16 protein-coding genes are annotated in these 16801 nt (G+C 40.2%); 13 read left to right on the top strand and 3 right to left on the bottom strand.

The window, feature by feature from the left end; all coding sequences use genetic code 11:
• The first annotated feature begins 17 nt into the window (after positions 1-17).
• The 13 genes from LIV57_RS03750 to LIV57_RS03810 all read left to right on the top strand — a co-directional run bounded on the left by LIV57_RS03750 (position 18) and on the right by LIV57_RS03810 (position 12406).
• On the top strand, positions 18-860 hold the full coding sequence (locus LIV57_RS03750; protein WP_227941472.1) for a sugar phosphate isomerase/epimerase family protein: 843 nt from the start codon (positions 18-20) through the stop codon (positions 858-860).
• A 164-nt stretch (positions 861-1024) separates the two neighbouring features.
• Positions 1025-1498, top strand: a complete 474-nt coding sequence (locus tag LIV57_RS03755) for a Dps family protein (protein ID WP_227941473.1) — start codon at positions 1025-1027, stop codon at positions 1496-1498.
• A gap of 54 nt (positions 1499-1552) precedes the next feature.
• Positions 1553-2248, top strand: coding sequence for a LytR/AlgR family response regulator transcription factor (locus LIV57_RS03760; RefSeq protein WP_002978774.1), 696 nt, complete (start codon positions 1553-1555; stop codon positions 2246-2248).
• Between the two features lie 113 nt (positions 2249-2361).
• Positions 2362-4569, top strand: a complete 2208-nt coding sequence (locus LIV57_RS03765; protein ID WP_227941474.1) for a hybrid sensor histidine kinase/response regulator — start codon at positions 2362-2364, stop codon at positions 4567-4569.
• Between the two features lie 12 nt (positions 4570-4581).
• Positions 4582-5640 (top strand): NADH:flavin oxidoreductase/NADH oxidase, encoded by a 1059-nt coding sequence (locus LIV57_RS03770; protein ID WP_227941475.1) that lies wholly within the window; start codon positions 4582-4584, stop codon positions 5638-5640.
• A gap of 22 nt (positions 5641-5662) precedes the next feature.
• Positions 5663-6214, top strand: a complete 552-nt coding sequence (locus LIV57_RS03775) for an antibiotic biosynthesis monooxygenase (RefSeq protein WP_227941476.1) — start codon at positions 5663-5665, stop codon at positions 6212-6214.
• Positions 6215-6415: 201 nt separating this feature from the next.
• Entirely contained in the window at positions 6416-6973 is a 558-nt protein-coding gene (locus LIV57_RS03780) for a hypothetical protein (RefSeq protein WP_227941477.1), read from the top strand.
• Positions 6974-7107: 134 nt separating this feature from the next.
• Positions 7108-8154 carry a cupin domain-containing protein gene (locus LIV57_RS03785; protein ID WP_227941478.1) on the top strand — a complete coding sequence of 349 codons (1047 nt, stop codon included), beginning with the start codon at positions 7108-7110 and terminating at the stop codon, positions 8152-8154.
• A gap of 5 nt (positions 8155-8159) precedes the next feature.
• Entirely contained in the window at positions 8160-8852 is a 693-nt protein-coding gene (locus LIV57_RS03790; RefSeq protein ID WP_227941479.1) for a YoaK family protein, read from the top strand.
• A 4-nt stretch (positions 8853-8856) separates the two neighbouring features.
• Complete coding sequence (locus LIV57_RS03795) at positions 8857-9318, top strand: redoxin domain-containing protein (RefSeq protein WP_110011604.1); 462 nt, start codon at positions 8857-8859, stop codon at positions 9316-9318.
• A gap of 2 nt (positions 9319-9320) precedes the next feature.
• Positions 9321-9839 carry a DsbA family protein gene (locus LIV57_RS03800; RefSeq protein ID WP_227941480.1) on the top strand — a complete coding sequence of 173 codons (519 nt, stop codon included), beginning with the start codon at positions 9321-9323 and terminating at the stop codon, positions 9837-9839.
• A 51-nt stretch (positions 9840-9890) separates the two neighbouring features.
• Positions 9891-10712 (top strand): alpha/beta fold hydrolase, encoded by an 822-nt coding sequence (locus LIV57_RS03805; RefSeq protein WP_227941481.1) that lies wholly within the window; start codon positions 9891-9893, stop codon positions 10710-10712.
• A gap of 134 nt (positions 10713-10846) precedes the next feature.
• The gene (locus tag LIV57_RS03810) at positions 10847-12406 is read left to right on the top strand and encodes a sigma-54 interaction domain-containing protein (protein WP_227941482.1); all 1560 of its coding nucleotides are present in this window, start codon (positions 10847-10849) and stop codon (positions 12404-12406) included.
• On the opposite strand, the gene LIV57_RS03815 is transcribed toward LIV57_RS03810, so the two are convergent.
• The 3 genes from LIV57_RS03815 to LIV57_RS03825 all read right to left on the bottom strand — a co-directional run bounded on the left by LIV57_RS03815 (position 12385) and on the right by LIV57_RS03825 (position 16781).
• Positions 12385-13026 carry a TMEM175 family protein gene (locus tag LIV57_RS03815; protein WP_227941483.1) on the bottom strand — a complete coding sequence of 214 codons (642 nt, stop codon included), beginning with the start codon at positions 13024-13026 and terminating at the stop codon, positions 12385-12387. The genes LIV57_RS03810 and LIV57_RS03815 overlap by 22 nt on opposite strands.
• A 122-nt stretch (positions 13027-13148) precedes the next feature.
• Complete coding sequence (locus LIV57_RS03820) at positions 13149-14501, bottom strand: sigma-54-dependent transcriptional regulator (protein WP_227941484.1); 1353 nt, start codon at positions 14499-14501, stop codon at positions 13149-13151.
• Between the two features lie 12 nt (positions 14502-14513).
• Complete coding sequence (locus tag LIV57_RS03825) at positions 14514-16781, bottom strand: histidine kinase dimerization/phosphoacceptor domain -containing protein (RefSeq protein ID WP_227941485.1); 2268 nt, start codon at positions 16779-16781, stop codon at positions 14514-14516.
• Between the last annotated feature and the right edge of the window lie 20 nt (positions 16782-16801).

Below are 16801 nucleotides of genomic sequence, written 5' to 3' on the forward strand. Positions count from 1 at the left end.
TAAATAAAAAAAAAATAATGAATATAAAATTAGGGGCTTCCCTACTCTCCTGGATCACTCCGTTATGGAATGCGGAATCAGGGAAATATGCGATAGAAAAAACGGCTCAGGCTGGCTTTGATCTGATCGAAATTCTGCTGCCCGGATCAATGGATTTTGATGCCAAAACCGTAAAAAAACAACTGAAAGACAACCATCTGGAAGCAGTATGCTCACTGAACCTACCCAAAGATGCTCACATTGCGTTTTATCCCAAAGCAGCGGAAAAGCTTATCAAAAAAGCCATCGATAAAGTATATGAGTTGGAAACCCATCTTCTGGCTGGTGTCCTGCATGGCGGAATCGGTGTTTTTACCGGAAAACCACTCACAGAAAACGAAAAAGAAATCATTGCTGATGTATGGTCTAATGTGGCGGATTACGCCCAAACCAAAAGTATCGATATTGCCATAGAGCCTATTAACCGCTATGAATCCTATGTCTGCAATACGGCAGAAAATGTCCTGGAACTTATAAAGAAAACAGGCAAAAATAATCTTTTCCTCCACCTTGATACTTTTCATATGAATATTGAGGAAAATAATTTTTATGATCCGATTATCAATTCCGGAAAAATGCTGAAGCATATTCATGTTACAGAATCTCACCGGGGCATGCTGGGAGAAGGGACCATCAATTGGGAAGAGTTTTTCTCGGCATTGAAAAAGATCAATTTTGAAGGGAATCTCGTTCTTGAAAATTTCTCTTCTTCAATTGCCGGAATGCAGGAACAGGTTTCTTTGTGGCAGAAATCACCTCATGATGCCCGGGAGCTGGCTGAAGGCAGTCTTGATTTTTTAAGGAAGCATCTCTGCAGTTGATAAAATTATGTGCTATATTATTTTGAAACTTATGGAAAGTGGAAATTGTCCGCTTTTCACCGACTGATTCTGCCCGTTCGCCGAAAATACAGATTGTTTTCCAGGATTATGACTGACCTTTACATCAGAAAAAGGCAATAATGCTCAACTAAAATCTTATTATTATGAAAACAAAAATCGGAATTACAGAAAAAAACACAGAAGCTGTTGCAGAACAATTAGCAAAACTATTAGCAGATGAAACACTGCTTTACATCAAAACAAGAAATGCCCACTGGAACGTAACCGGAGATAACTTCCATGCCAATCACATTTTCTTTGAAGAACAGTACAAACAACTGGATGAACTGATTGACAGCGTTGCAGAACGGATGCGTAAAATCGGACATTATGCACCGGCGACTATGAAAACCTATCTGGAACTGACTCATTTAACGGAATACAGTGAAAGAACAAACGATGGCTTCGGATACATGAAAGATTTATTAAGTGACCATGAAAGCATCATTGAATTTCTCCGCGGAAACATCACTCCATTTGCAGAAAAGTACAAAGATTATGGTACCAGTGATTTCATTACAGGTTTGATGGAGACCCATGAAGAAATGGCCTGGATGATCCGCTCCTATTTCAGATAACATAAAATAAAAAAGTTATAATTATCTTTGTGTGAATCATAAACAACTATACCTATGAAAGCCTTAATCGTGGATGATAATGATATTGCAAGAACAACATTAGCCCATCTCGCCAAACAGGTTCCGGATCTTTCCATTGTCAGCGAGTTTTCCAATGCCATAGAAGCTTATCATTACCTTCAGTCCAATTCCGTCGATCTGATATTCCTTGATATAGAAATGCCGGAAATGACAGGGATTGAACTCACGAAAACCCTTTCTGGTAAAGAGACCATCATCATTTTCACGACCTCAAAAAAAGAATATGCGCTGGAAGCCTTTGAGCTTAATATTGCAGATTACCTTCTGAAGCCCATTATGCCGGTAAGATTTCTGCAGGCTGTAAGCAAGGCACAGACGATTCTTGAAAGCAGAAAAGAAAATGTGGAAATCACAAGAGATGAGTTTCTTTTTGTAAGGGATTCCAATATTACAAGACGCTTAAAGCTGGATGATATTTTCTACGCAGAAGCCATGGGTGATTATGTAAAGTTTTACACCAAGGAAAAGATGTTTGCCATTCACGGTAAAATGAAAACTGCCGAAGAACGTCTTCCCAAGGATCATTTTATAAGAGTCCACCGTTCCTATATTGTTTCTGTAGGCAAAATTGACACCCTTCAGGACGGCGGTATTATGATCAATGGTAAATTCATTCCCGTAGCGGATGCGTACCGTAAGGCTCTCAATACAAGAATGAATGTCTTTTAGCATTGACAGACATCTGGCATGTTTGTCCATCTTTTGATCTCTATTTGTGAATGGATCCGGAGTACCTCCGACTCTTCACCGGAATTTTTTATCTTAAAATCAGACCGTTATTTATGAAAAATATATCTTCAGTAATGGATAACAAACGATTCAGCTATTTTATTATCCTGACTTTTATTGCGGGCTCACTTCTATTGATAGCTGTTCAGCTCAATTCTGCAGGAAATACCAAGGCGCTGATTCAGAATAACAATACCTTGCTGAGCGAATTGCGTTCAAGCAATCATTTACGGGAGATTGACCGTGATATTCTGGGGGTGGAAAGCAGAATCAGAGCTTCCATTGCAACGAATGATACCACCCATCTTGAAGGCATCGACCAAAAAATCAGTCAGATTGAAAATTTCCTGGATTCTCTTTCCAAAGACAATGTAAACGCCGAAGAAGAAAAGCTGATCCACAGGTTAAGCGTTCTTGCCATGGAAAAGAAAACAACCAAAGATAAACTCCTGCACCGTTATCTTTCTGTTGGAAACATGGACGATAATACCTCCATTGCCAATCCGCGTGCAAGAAAAATTTCTAATGAAATCACCAGCATCACGGCTAAAATATATGAAAGCAGAAAGCTGAATATGGTTGAACTCAGCCAGAAAAGTGAGGAAATGGGGCAGAAAGCAAGATTCTACGACATCTCAATACTGATCTTACTGATTTTGGGCGGGTCTGTTGTTGGATATCACATTCTTCGTCAGTTCAAACGCCAGAGATTACTTATAAGCGAACTTGATATTGCCGAGAAAAAAGCGTTGGTAGCAGCACAGACCAAAGAAAATTTCCTTGCCAATATGAGCCATGAAATCAGAACTCCTTTAAGCGGAATTCTCGGGTTTACCAATCTGCTACAAAAACGTCCACTGGACGAAACCTCAGCAGAATTTGTTTCTTCAATACAGCGTTCCGGAGAAAACCTGATGGCCATCATTAATGACATTCTTGATTTATCCAAAATAGAAGCAGGAATGATGCGCATTACCCCGGGAATTTTCAGCATCAACGGTCTGGTTAATTCCGTGGAAACATTTTTTACAGAAAGGGCCAAAGAAAAAGGACTTACCATTTCCAGTACGATTGATCCTTCCATTCCTGACACATTGGTGGGAGATGCCACAAGACTGACCCAGATTCTAGTGAACCTCATCGGAAATGCCATAAAATTTACCCATCAGGGAAATATTTCTGTTGAAATCTACAGTAAACAGCAAACAGAGAAGGAAGCTATTCTGGGATTTAAAATTTCAGATACGGGAATTGGAATTGACAAAGAAAAGCTTACAGAAATCTTCGAAAGATTCAACCAGGGAGAAGATTCAACGACAAGAAATTACGGCGGAACAGGATTAGGCTTATCCATCGTGAAAAGCCTGATTGTACTGCAAAACGGAAACATCGAAGTAAGCAGTGAACAGGGCAAAGGAACTACCTTTCATTTCTATATTCCTTACGGAATTGCTGAGGAACAGCTTACTGTCATTCCAACTGTTGATCCCCACTATTTTAAAGATAAGTCCAATACGCCCCTGAAAGTACTGGTGGTTGATGATAATGTGATCAATCAAAGCCTGATGAAACATTTGCTCTCCCAGTGGAATATTGATTTTCATATTGCATCGAATGGTCTTGAAGGAGTAAGCTATCTCAAAAGCAATGCATGCGATCTGGTTTTAATGGATATACAGATGCCGCAGATGGATGGATATGCTGCCACCCAAAAAATACGGGAAGAACTCAAACTGGATATTCCGATCATCGCAATGACCGCCCATGCGCTGGCAGGGGAAAGAGAAAGATGCCTGAGCCGTGGGATGAACGAATATATTCCTAAGCCTGTCAATGAAGAAGAGTTGTTTATGCTAATTTCGAAACTCGGGTTTAAAGAAAATAATAAAAACGAAAAGAAAACCGAAAATCCATCATCTGACTATCAGTATATTGATCTCTCTTATATGCAGACGGTGAGCGGCGGCGACAAAAGTTTCGAAAAAATGGTCTCGCAACAGTTTATTGAGAACATTCCCAATCATCTACAGAAACTGATAGAGGCTTACGAAAACAAAGATTTTCAGGAGGTGAAACTTTGGGCTCACGATCTGAAATCAAGCATTGCCATTATGGGTTTACATCCTCTTTTAAAAGAAAAACTTGATATTCTTGAAACAGCATCAGAAGGAAACCCTGATCTGCAAAAAATACTGGCAGAAGTACAGAAAGTTTTGACAGAAGCAGTTTCAGAAGCTGAAGCATTTTCAAAAACAATTTAAAAAAAAGAAAAAATGAATTTATTTTCACCCATACACATTCGCAATCTTACCCTAAAGAACAGAATTGTATTATCTCCAATGCAGCAATACAGTGCTGAAAACGGAATTCCCGGCAACTGGCACCTTGTCCATCTCGGAAGTCGTGCTGTTGGCGGTGCAGGATTAATTCTTACCGAATGTACAGCTGTTTCAGAAGAAGGTCTGGCTACATTATCTGATGTAGGAATCTGGAATGATGAGCAGAAAAACGCCTGGGAAAACATCGTGAATTTTGTACATGAGCAGAATGCCAAAATAGGAATTCAACTCTGGCACGCCGGAGGAAAAGGAAGCCTGAAACATCCCAATGAAAGAATGAAACCCCTAACTCCGGAAGAAGGTGCCTGGACGGTAAAATCCTCCTCAGCTCACGAGTTCAACGGAGTTTTTGCAGAAGAACTCACCATTGATGAGATCCAGGAACTGAAGACTAAATTTGTTAAAGCAGCCCTTCGTGCCGTTGAAGCAGGTTTTGATACCATTGAACTTCACGCAGGCCATGGTTATTTATTCCATCAGTTTTATTCCGCAGTCATCAATAAAAGACAGGATGAATATGGCGGAAGCTTTGAGAACAGAATCCGTTTTCTTGTAGAAACCGTTCAGGAAATCAGGAAAGTTATTCCTGCTGAAATGCCTCTGTTCGTAAGAATTTCTGCAGTTGATTATATAGAATCGGATGAAGCCTGGACTCTGGAAGACAGTATCAGACTTTCGGAAATCCTAAAAGAAAACGGTGTAGATTTCATTACAGCATCCGGCGGAGGATTTACCAATGTAAGCAAGGATAAAGTATTTCCAGGATATCAGGTTCCTTTTGCAAAAGCGATTAAAGAACAGACCGGGATTTTAACAGGAGCTGTGGGAATGATTACGGAAGCAGAACAGGCCAATGATATCATTGCCAATGGAGATGCAGATCTGGTGATTATCGCCCGGGAGCATCTTAGAGATCCTTATTTTGCCATTCATTCAGCCAGAGCATTAGGTGTTGAAACAGAAATTCCGTGGCAATATAAAAGGGCATATTAAATTAACCAATAAAAAATCAGTTATGGAAAATCAGGGTGCCTCCGTAGTGATTACCCATCATATTCTGGATGGAAAACAATCACAGTATGAAAAATGGCTGGACGAAATTGTTCCTGTTACTAAACATTCCGAAGGCTTTATTGATCTGCAGATTATTCGTCCGATTCCTGATCTGACTTTTGTGTACACTGTCATTATCCGTTTTGATACGATTAACAACCTTAAAAGCTGGATGGAGTCGGATAACCGGAAAAAGCTTATTGAGAAAGCGAATCCACTGTTCAGGAAAAACGATCATTACCAGATCAGATCCGGGCTTGATTTTCTTTTTACGACAGAAAATGAAGGGAATAAAGTTCCGGTACGCTGGAAACAGTTTCTGGCAACCTGGTCTGCCATTTATCCGCTGTCGGTTCTTATTCCTGCTTTGATCATTCCTTTTTTACGGTTTTTACATATTCCACCCAATCATTATTCTGATGGATTTATCAATTCCGGAATCATTGTTTTTCTGATGGTGTTTGCCGTGATGCCCAATTATACCAGGCTGATCAAAAAATGGCTGTATAAATAACCCTATTTAAAAATTATCCTTCATCAATCACTGTAAACCACAGTGATTTTTTTGTTTTCAGGAACCTCGTCCTTTTACCATTTGAACACCACCAGCTTATTCAACGATACTTTCCGCCTGTTGAGCGAACGGCAGGCAAAATTAAAATGACCGGTTTGTAGCTTTACATCATCAATAACATCACAATCAAAATCAACAACTATGGAAATCTTACAAACTCCCGAAAACGCACTATCTCACTCAAGCGTAAGTGTCATCATTAATGCACCCATTGAAAAAGTGAATATCGCAGACTGGCTGCTTAATCTGCCGGATGCGGAATACCAACGCTGCTCTACCCAGCATATCGGAGCTGCTATTTCAGTTACTTTTGACGGCAAACCAGTGTCTTTAAATGTAGAAACGATCGGAGATGCACTGATGGTTCAGCATTATGTTGCAGATGTTCACCGTCCCGATTACTGCCGCATGCTTTCCATCTCGGATTCAATTACCAAAAACGGGCGCACAAAAGTTCAGGTCTTATGGGAGCTGAAAGTAACAAAGATTGATGAAAAGACCTGTCTTTATACCAATGAAATTCATGCGACAGCCACTCCCGAAATGTTTAAATATCTGAAAGAACACGGAATCAACCTTGCAGATGCCGCTGCATCCAGACAGGCCGCTTCTGATGCCCACAATCATGAGGAAACCCCGAATTTTGCAAAAAGCATTGAAAATAAAGCACTGACAGGGCAATACAACCAGCCTTTTTAAAAAAGTAGCAACCCCTCTATATCCTCAACGACTCATTTTGCCTTTTCACCGAATGACATCAAGAAAAAGTAAAATTCAGAAGTAGCTTTACAATAACAAAAACAAAGAGAATTAATCACAAAAAAAATAATACTATGAATCCATCATCATTAAGTTTCAGATACGAATTAGAAAAAAAAGAACCGCGTACCAGTGACGGTGGTACAACAAGAGGTGCTTCCGTAAAAGAATTCCCTGCTTCTGTAGGTATTGCCGGAGTTTCCATGAGATTAGAGCCCGGAAGCATGAGAGAACTGCACTGGCATGCCAATGCCGCAGAATGGGCGTATGTGATTTCAGGAACGGTACGTACAACGATTATCCATCCGGACGGACGGAGTTATACCGATAATTTTGAACCCGGTGACGTATGGTATTTCCCGAAAGGCTACGGACATTCCATCCAGGCTACCGGAACAGAGGAATGTCATTTTATCCTGATTTTTGACAACGGCAATTTTTCGGAAGACCATACCTTCAGCGTTACAGACTTTGTTTCAAGTATGCCTCCTGAAATCGTTGCACAAAATTTAGGGCTGAGCCTTGAAGAGGTAGCAGAACTCCCTCAGAAAGAAGTTTACTTTGCGGCAGGAGTTGTTCCGGACGAACTCTCGGTGAATGCCGCAGCCCGTCCTGAGGAATCAGATATTGAGCTGACAAGCCTTCACCGCTATCCTCTGCATTCCCAACAGCCAAGAATCATTCCCGGTGGTGGTCTTCAGAGATTGGTTACGAGTAAGGAATTTCCGATCAGCACCACAATGGCCGGTTCTGTACTGGAGCTGCAGCCCGGTGCTTTAAGAGAAATGCACTGGCATCCGAATGCAGACGAATGGCAGTATTTTATATCCGGACAGGCAGAAATGTCGGTATTCCTGGCAGAAGGAGTTTCTGTTACAGAACAGTTCAATGCAGGTGATGTAGGCTATGTGCCTATGGGAGCCGGACATTATATCAAAAATACAGGAGATACCGTCTGTAAAGTATTGATCGGATTTAATAACGGTACCTACGAATCCATTGATATCAGCGAATGGCTGGCAGGAAACCCTAAAGATGTGGTCATCACCAATTTCGGACTGAAAGAAGGAGAAATAGAAGAATTTCCCGAAAAGAAAATATTCATCAAACCTGGAAAATAGCGCCTGTGCTACCGGAAACAAAAATCCTGCTCCCTGACAGAACCGTCAGAATACAGGAGAAGCTGGCAGTATTCCTGGCTTTTATCGCAGGATATACAGATGCTACAGGGCTGATACAATGGAAAACCTATGTTTCTTTTATGAGTGGCAATACGACCCAGTTAGGTGCAGCAATTTTCAGTGAAAAATATGGTGTTATCATCAGTTCTGCCATTGTAATCAGCTTTTTTCTGGCGGGGATTTATACAGGAACGTGTCTATCATTATCAAAGAAGCTCAGAAGCACAAAGATGATCTTCTACACGGTTTCCGGCATCATGATCCTTTACAGTATCACTGATTACTATGAGCATATTGCCAATGAAGTGTCTATAGCTGTTATCGGTTTCTCTATGGGTCTTATGAATACCATTGTCACATCGGTGGGTAACCAAAAGATCAACACCGATTTTGTGACAGGAACTTTAAACAGCCTGGCAAGAACAGCTGCTCTTTTTGTCATGAGTGATCAGGCAGAGGAGCGGAAGGAATACAAAGTAAATATCTTTCATTTGTTATTCTTATGGATGGGCTTTCTCTCCGGTGCTTCAGCAGCTCCTTTCCTGCTCTCTTATTCAGGAAACTGGACGTTGATGTTTCCGGCAGCCTTACTGCTCATCTGTGCATTCACAATACCAATTACAACGATTAAAAACTAATCCTATGCTAGAAAAAAATACGGTTGCCCCTGATTTTACATTATTTGCAACCCCGGATCAGAAAATTACCTTATCCGAATTCAGAGGACGAAATGTCATTCTTGCATTTTACCCGGCAGACTGGAGCCCTGTGTGCAGTGACCAGATGGCATTATACAACGAAATGCTGAAGTATTTCAAAAAATATGATGCAGAGATTTTCGGAATTTCCGTAGACAGCAAATGGTGCCACCTGGCATTTTCACAATCCAGAAACCTGCACTTTCCACTGCTTGCAGACTTTGAAGCCAAAGGAGAAACAGCCAGGAAATATGGTGTTTACAATGACGAAGAAGGAGAATGCAACAGAGCCCTTTTTGTCATCAATAAAGACGGCCTCATCGAATGGAGCTATCTCTCTCCCACCGCCATCAATCCTGGCGCGGACGGAATTTTAGAAGCATTAGAAAACCTTAACACGAAATAATTATGTCACTTAAACCATCAGTCAGCAATGCTGACCACACTCAGGGCAACTCAGATGCCAGCTTAGTCATTGTAGAATACGGGGATTATCAGTGTCCTTACTGCGGAGCAGCCTATCCGATTCTTAAAGAATTAATGAAAGAATTCGGAGATCAGATCAGATTTGTATTCAGAAATTTTCCTCTGTCAGAAATGCATCAGTATGCAAGAACGGCAGCGCTGGCGGTAGAAGCGGCAGCTTTGCAGGGAAAATTCTGGGAAATGCATGATGCCATTTATGAAAACCAGGAATACCTGAATGCTGATCTTCCGTTAAAGCTTGCAGAAAAACTGGGATTAAATATTCCCCAATTCAAAGCCGATATTCATAAGAAGGAATTAGCAGAAAAGGTAGACTCGGACTTTGAAAGCGGCATCATCAGCGGAGTGAACGGAACACCTTCATTTTTCATTAACGGAAATAAATTCAATGGCGGTGCCGAAGACCTTTTCCAGTTGGTACGTGAAAACACAGCCTATTAATCAGAAAAATATTTAAATACAATCAATTTATAACATTAAAAATAAACAACAATGAGCACATTAACATTAAAAGACGGAACAGAAATTTTTTATAAAGACCAGGGAGAAGGACCTGTATTAATGTTTCACCACGGATGGCCTTTATCATCAGACGACTGGGATGCACAGGTGATTTTCTTTTTACAGAAAGGCTACAGGGTGGTTACCCACGACAGAAGAGGCCACGGGCGTTCCAGCCAGAATATCTACAATCATACTATTGAACAATATGCTTCTGATGCTGCAGAACTGGTTGAATTTTTAGATCTGAAAGATGTTGTACACATCGGGCACTCAACAGGCGGTGGTGAAGTAATCCGCTATGTGAATAAATATTCCAATGGAAGAGCTAAGAAAGCGGTTCTGATCAGCGCCATTCCACCGGTAATGGTTAAGAGTGAGAATAATCCTGACGGTGTTCCTATGGAAGTTTTCGACAATATCAGGGAACAGACGATGAACAACAGAAACCAGTTTTATTATGATCTGACTTTCCCTTTCTACGGCTACAACAGAGAAGGTGCGAATGTAAAGGACGGAGTACAGAGAAACTGGTGGAGACAGGGGCTGATGGGAGGAATTGTCGCTCATTATGATGGGATTAAAGCCTTTTCAGAAACAGATTTAACTGAAGATTTAAAAGCAGTTGACATTCCTGTTTTGGTGATGCATGGTGAAGATGACCAGATCGTTCCTATTGCTAATGCTGCATTAAAATCAATTAAATTATTAAAGAACGGAAAACTGATCACATATCCGGGATTCCCTCATGGTATGCCGACTACAGAGCATGAGACGATCAACAAAGACCTTTTGGAATTTATCAGATCTTAAAAAACGATCTCTTTTTCAATATATTGAAGATGAACTTTAATGGTTCATCTTTTTTTATTTCAGGTATTGTAACCATTCACATGCAGATCTTTTTCAATTTTTCCTATCTTTAAACTTTCAAGTAAGAATTTTCTATGAGTAAGCCTTCTGATCCCAATGCAGAAATGATGAAACGCCTGCAGGAAATGCAGAAAGAACAGCTTATGATTTCCCGTTTAACGAAAGAGTTGTCTACCATTTTAGATAAGAAACAGCTTCAGCTTGTTATCCATAAATCTTTCAAAACTGAACTGGGATTCAATGATTGTATGATGATCAGGGATGTAAAAGGAAATATTGAAATATTCAGCGGCCAGATTGAAAATCAGAACCATACCACAGACCAACAGCTTGACAGGTATGTAAAAAACTGTCTTGATTCTGCGGAGCCTCTTCTTTTTGATCTTAAAGAACTGTCACCCCTTCCTTCCTGTTTTACCGAAGCTAAAAATTCGGGAATGCGGATGGCTGTCGGATTGGGACTGCCGGCTGTCAGTGAAAGTAAAAATGTACTCTTTCTTTTCTACAAAAGCTTTATTTCAAGAAATACAATTCCGGAAAGAATTTTAAATGGCATTTCTACCCAGCTTTCCATTACCCTCCATAATATGGATGCTCAGGAACAACTGAAAACATTTCAGGGAAATATCCAGAATTTTCCGAAAGAAACTGAAGAAGAAAAGGAAAGCAGACACGGCTTTCATGGAATTGTGGGGCAAAGTGAAGCCATGCAGCTCATTTTTGAAAAGATCTCACAGGCAGCACCTTCACAATCCAATGTGATTATCTTTGGAGAAACGGGCACGGGAAAAGAGCTTATAGCACAGGCGGTTCATGAACTTTCGGAATTTTCGGGAAAGAAGATGATCAGGATAAACTGTGCGGCTATTCCTGCCAACTTAATAGAATCTGAGCTTTTCGGGCATGAAAAAGGAAGCTTCACGGGAGCGACTGAGCAGCGGAAAGGGAAGTTTGAACAGGCCCATAACAGCACTATTTTTCTGGATGAAATTGGTGAACTTCCCCTGGAATTACAAGCCAGGCTTCTGAGGGTTCTTCAGGAAAAAGAAATTGAAAGAATCGGCGGAAACAAAAGGATTAAGGTGAATGTAAGGATCATTACGGCCACCAACAGAAATCTTGAAAAAGAAGTGGCGGAAGGCCGGTTCAGAAGTGATCTTTTTTACAGATTGAATGTTTTTCCTATCCAACTTCCTGCCTTGCGGGAAAGAAAAGAGGATATTCCTTTACTGGCAGACTATTTCCTAAAGAAATTATACCCGAAAACTGGCAAAAAGATTAATGGTTTTTCTCAGAACGTCATAAAAATGATGATTACCAATCCATGGCTGGGTAATATCCGCGAGCTGGAAAACATGGTTGAAAGAAGCATGCTGACAGCAAAAGGAGATATGATCAGGGAAATGGATTTTCCGAAAGTTATGAACGCTCAAAACACGGATCAGGATTTTCAGGTTAAAACGTTACAGGAATTTGAAAAGGAATATATTTTAAAAATAATCAAAAAATGTAACGGCCGTATTTTCGGGGAAACAGGTGCGGCGAAACTGCTGGGATTACCTCCAACCACGCTGATATCCAAAATGCAGAAACTTGGAATAGAGAAAAAGCACTATTTCAGGGAATCTGAATAATGTTTGTCAAGCCCCATTTCTATTTTCCCAGAAGACAATGCCCAGAAAATCCAAAGTCCTAAAATGATCAGCAGCGACAAGGCCGGGATCCAGAACGACAGGATTAATGCCATAACATAAATAGGAAGTCCATACACGTAGTTGTTGTGGATCTTTTTTATAGCCGCATCAGTAATACCCGGGCGCAAAAGCTTTTTGTTACGGGTGGCCAGAAACCATAATAAATTGTAAGCAAGATTGATCAGGACAAAAATACCGGTATAAAGTGCCACGACAACAGAAGAGGCTTCACCGTCAAAATACCTTGCCAGCAAAGCGGTAGGATAAGAAACTGCTGAAACCAGAAAAAGGATAAGCCCATTCGCAAACATAATCGCCGAATTCCGGCTGTAGATCTGTTTGAAGATCTTATGATGGTTTACCCACATGATGAAAATGCTGAAAAATGAAAGGATAAATGCCAGAAATGCCGGCCATTGATTCTTCAGAAAGACCAGAAGATCATTCCCGTTTTGTATTGAATTTTCTTCAGGAAAGTGAAGATCCAGTACCAAAAGTGTAACGGCTATTGCAAAAACACCATCACTGAATCCTTCTATTCTGAGTGTTTCTTTTTCCATAATTACCTGATTGATTTATTATTGTAAGGCATAATAATTTTATCCTCAAACTATTTGAAGAGTGATTATTAAAAAATTGAAATAAAAAATTAGCTTACGTTTTTTCTCAAAGCAGCTCCAGATTATTTATACCCTTTGTCAATTCCTAACTTCTTCATTTTGGAATATAAAGTCTGTGGCTGTATTTTCAACAGCTCTGCAGCACCGCCCGGCCCGGAAACTTTTCCACCTGAAGACTGAAGTGCAGTCATAATATGATCTCTTTCCATATCTTCCAATGATTTTAGCTGACCCTGCATTTCAAAAGGTTTTTCAACGATTTTAGGCAGATCAAAACTTTCTATTTCTGTGGTTTTGGTTAAAAGAACACTTCGTTCGATCAAATGCTCCAGCTCACGGATATTGCCGGGCCAGTGATAATTCAGCAGCTGTTCCAGTGCTTTTTCACTGATAGAAGTGATGTTTCTTCTCGAAGCAGCGGCATATTTATTCAGGAAAAAATGGGCCAGCAATACGATATCTTCCTTTCTTTCTCTCAGCGGAGGCAGTTCAATAGGGAAAACATTCAAACGGTAATACAAATCCAGCCTGAACCTTCCTTCCGCCACTTCTTTTTCCAGAGAACGGTTGGTCGCTGCCACAATTCTTACGTTCACTTTAACTGTATTATTTCCTCCAAGCCGTTCGATTTCTTTTTCCTGTAAAACTCTCAGTAATTTAACCTGTGAATCCAGTGGCAACTCTCCTATTTCATCCAGGAAGACTGTTCCTCCGTTGGCCTGTTCAAATTTTCCGATCCTCAATGTATTGGCTCCGGTAAAGCTTCCTTTTTCATGCCCGAAAAGCTCGGATTCGATAAGCGCATGCGGCAGTGCGGCACAATTGACTACAACAATAGGATGAGCGCTGCGGTCTGAAAGCTGATGAACGGAATGAGCCACTTTTTCCTTACCCGTTCCGCTTTCCCCGACTACCAGAACAGACGTATCTGTAGGAGCTACTACCCTTATTTTTTCAACGACATCCTGAAGAACCTTGCTTTTCCCGATAATTCCTTCAATGACTTCATGATTTCCGGTATCAGTACACAATTCACAGCCTCTTTCCATGTCATAACGGTATCTGGCAATGTCAAGCATAACAATCATATCACGCTCCCGGAAGGGTTTTACCATAAATCCGTAGGGCTGTGTCTCCTTCACGGCTTCCAGGGTAGACTGGTTGGTATTGGCTGAAATATAAAGAAAAGGAAGATTCATTTCACGCAGTTCCCAGGCAAGATCGATTCCTGTGAGGTCACCTTTTAAGATGATATCAAGAAGCACCCAATCCGGCTTATTATCTGCAATCAGTTTCCTGGCCTGAACCACTGAAGATGCAATACCTGTAACCTGATAACCGGCTTTCATCAGCATCAGTTTCAGATCATTGGCTACAATAAATTCATCTTCTACAATTAATATTTTTTCTTTCATAATAATCAGCCTTTAATTTGAAGGTGTTATTTCTGTATTTTTTCTGAAGGTAATCGTCACTTTTAAGCCCCCTTTGTTTTCGAGATTGAAGGTTCCGTCCAGCTGATCGGTAAGCCCGCGCATCAGATTCATTCCCAAAGATTCTGTTTCTTCAATATTGAAATCTTCCGGAAGCCCTACTCCATTATCTGAAATCATCAGTTCACAAAGGTCATCACCAATATTTTTAAATGAAACGAAAACTTCCCCTTTCCGGTCATCCGGAAATGCATATTTTACGGTATTGTTGACTGCTTCGTTAACGATCAATCCCATAGGAACCGCCTGTGCAACATCAAGAAATACTTTATCGGTATCCACTGTAAAATTAATTTTCCTGTCAGATGAATAACATTCTTTGATATAGGTAATCAGCTCATAAATATACCAGGACATGTCAATCATTGAAAGATTATCAGACTGATAAAGTTTCTGATGGATAAGAGACATGGCATGCATTCTGTGCTGGCTGTTCTGGATGGCCATCAGGGCATCTTCATTATCCAGATAAGCCGACTGCGTATTCAGCAGGCTGATCACAATCTGCAGGTTATTTTTAACCCTGTGATGGATTTCCTTTAAGAGCCATTCTTTCTCGGAAAGTAATTTCTTCAGCTGTTCGTTCTGTTCATCAATCTGCTTACGTTTCAGTTCCAGGTTTTTATTGGCATTGCTTTTTAATCTTGAGCGGTTATACAGCAAAGCAGCAAAAAGGATCAGCGCCAGAATACTTCCGATAAAGACATATCTGATAAAGGTATCATTGGCAATCTTAATATCCTGCAGTTTTGCTTTCTGGGTAAGCAGCTGAATATTTTTATCTTTCTGTTCTGTCTCAAACTGAATTTTAAGGCTGTTGATCTGCTTGCTTTTTTCACCGTTAAAAACAGAATCGGAAAGTTTCTTGTACAGCTGATAATGCTGTATGGCATCAAGGTATTTTCCCTGTATGGAATCTGCTTTGAACCACATTAAATGGTTTTCCGAACGAAGCATATCATTTCCGTTATTTTTGGCTATCGAATCAAAAAGTCTGGCTTCACGATACATTTTATCAAAGTTCCGGGTCTGGTAATGATAGAAAACAAAGCTTCGCAGCAATGAGGCCTGCTGATTATTTTTTTCTGCATTTTCACCATAATAGGCCACCAGTTTTTTGTAGTAGGCTTCAGCTTCATTAAACTGCTTTAAAATAGTATAGGTGCTGAACAGGATATAGTTTTCTGACATTTCAAAATCCTTGTCTACTATGGGGTAACGTTCTCTGTACTCTTGTATCATGGTAATGGCCTGCTTAAACTTTTTCTGCCTGATCAGCATTGTAGAAATATTATTGGCCACCGTTCTGATGTAGGTGTTATCTTTGTTTTTCTTTGCTGTGGCCAGTGATTTTTCCCAATACTTCATGGCATCATCATTTTTACGGAGATAATAATACACCATTCCGATATTGCTGTAAATAGAGCACATCTGCAAAGAATAATCATTCACACTTTCGGCTGTTTTTTCTGCCAGAAGACCATATCGGAGTGCTTCCTCATAATCTGCCTTCTGAATTTCAACCTGGGAAATAAGGTTATAAACACTCTGTAATTCTCTGAATTTCACAGACTGATAGACAGAAAGGGATTGCCTGAGCAAGCCCAGTGCCTTATCAGAATTTTCTTTGATATAATAAAGCTCACCAAGATCTTTTAAAATGCCTGCCTGATTCAGCTTTGATCCTGAATTTTTAAAAAGTTCCAACGCTTTTTCTTTAAGTTTAATTTTAGTATCAAAATACTCAGGTTTATTGTCATACATATACGATAGTTCGTTGTATGCTTCTCCGGCCTGCTCCTTAAATTGATGTTTTTCAAAATAAGAAAGAGCCTCTTTCATTCTGGAAAAAGCAATATTTTTACTGCCTCTTTCTTTATCTATTTTAGCCTCCAGAAATATGAGTTTTCCGGCAGACATCGGATCCCCGGATTTCATATTGAGTGCTTTTGCCTGTCTGTTCAGAATAGCGGCACTGTCGAGATCAGCTTTCAACTCTCCTTTTTTAGTAATGTAATAATTACTCAGCCGCAATAATAAAGCAGTTTTCTGAGCAGTATTGGTGGAAGAGGAAATCTGTTTTCTCAACAGTGCAGGGTTTTCCTGGGTCTGCGCTTTTATACTGCATGAAAACATCAAAACCAATGAAAAACATACTATCTTTAGTAGATTTTTAGATAAAAAATAAAGGCTGAAATTCATTTTTTAAAGGTAATCTATTA

Source organism: Chryseobacterium sp. X308 (genome assembly GCF_020733145.1).
In the GTDB taxonomy this organism is placed as follows: Bacteria; Bacteroidota; Bacteroidia; order Flavobacteriales; family Weeksellaceae; genus Chryseobacterium; species Chryseobacterium cupriresistens.

Coding starts and splice junctions, on each gene's coding strand:
- LIV57_RS03750 (WP_227941472.1), top strand. CDS start 18: ATGAATATAAAATTAGGGGCTTCCCTACTCTCCTGGATCACTCCGTTA.
- LIV57_RS03755 (WP_227941473.1), top strand. CDS start 1,025: ATGAAAACAAAAATCGGAATTACAGAAAAAAACACAGAAGCTGTTGCA.
- LIV57_RS03760 (WP_002978774.1), top strand. CDS start 1,553: ATGAAAGCCTTAATCGTGGATGATAATGATATTGCAAGAACAACATTA.
- LIV57_RS03765 (WP_227941474.1), top strand. CDS start 2,362: ATGAAAAATATATCTTCAGTAATGGATAACAAACGATTCAGCTATTTT.
- LIV57_RS03770 (WP_227941475.1), top strand. CDS start 4,582: ATGAATTTATTTTCACCCATACACATTCGCAATCTTACCCTAAAGAAC.
- LIV57_RS03775 (WP_227941476.1), top strand. CDS start 5,663: ATGGAAAATCAGGGTGCCTCCGTAGTGATTACCCATCATATTCTGGAT.
- LIV57_RS03780 (WP_227941477.1), top strand. CDS start 6,416: ATGGAAATCTTACAAACTCCCGAAAACGCACTATCTCACTCAAGCGTA.
- LIV57_RS03785 (WP_227941478.1), top strand. CDS start 7,108: ATGAATCCATCATCATTAAGTTTCAGATACGAATTAGAAAAAAAAGAA.
- LIV57_RS03795 (WP_110011604.1), top strand. CDS start 8,857: ATGCTAGAAAAAAATACGGTTGCCCCTGATTTTACATTATTTGCAACC.
- LIV57_RS03800 (WP_227941480.1), top strand. CDS start 9,321: ATGTCACTTAAACCATCAGTCAGCAATGCTGACCACACTCAGGGCAAC.
- LIV57_RS03805 (WP_227941481.1), top strand. CDS start 9,891: ATGAGCACATTAACATTAAAAGACGGAACAGAAATTTTTTATAAAGAC.
- LIV57_RS03810 (WP_227941482.1), top strand. CDS start 10,847: ATGAGTAAGCCTTCTGATCCCAATGCAGAAATGATGAAACGCCTGCAG.
- LIV57_RS03815 (WP_227941483.1), bottom strand. CDS start 13,026: ATGGAAAAAGAAACACTCAGAATAGAAGGATTCAGTGATGGTGTTTTT.
- LIV57_RS03820 (WP_227941484.1), bottom strand. CDS start 14,501: ATGAAAGAAAAAATATTAATTGTAGAAGATGAATTTATTGTAGCCAAT.
- LIV57_RS03825 (WP_227941485.1), bottom strand. CDS start 16,781: ATGAATTTCAGCCTTTATTTTTTATCTAAAAATCTACTAAAGATAGTA.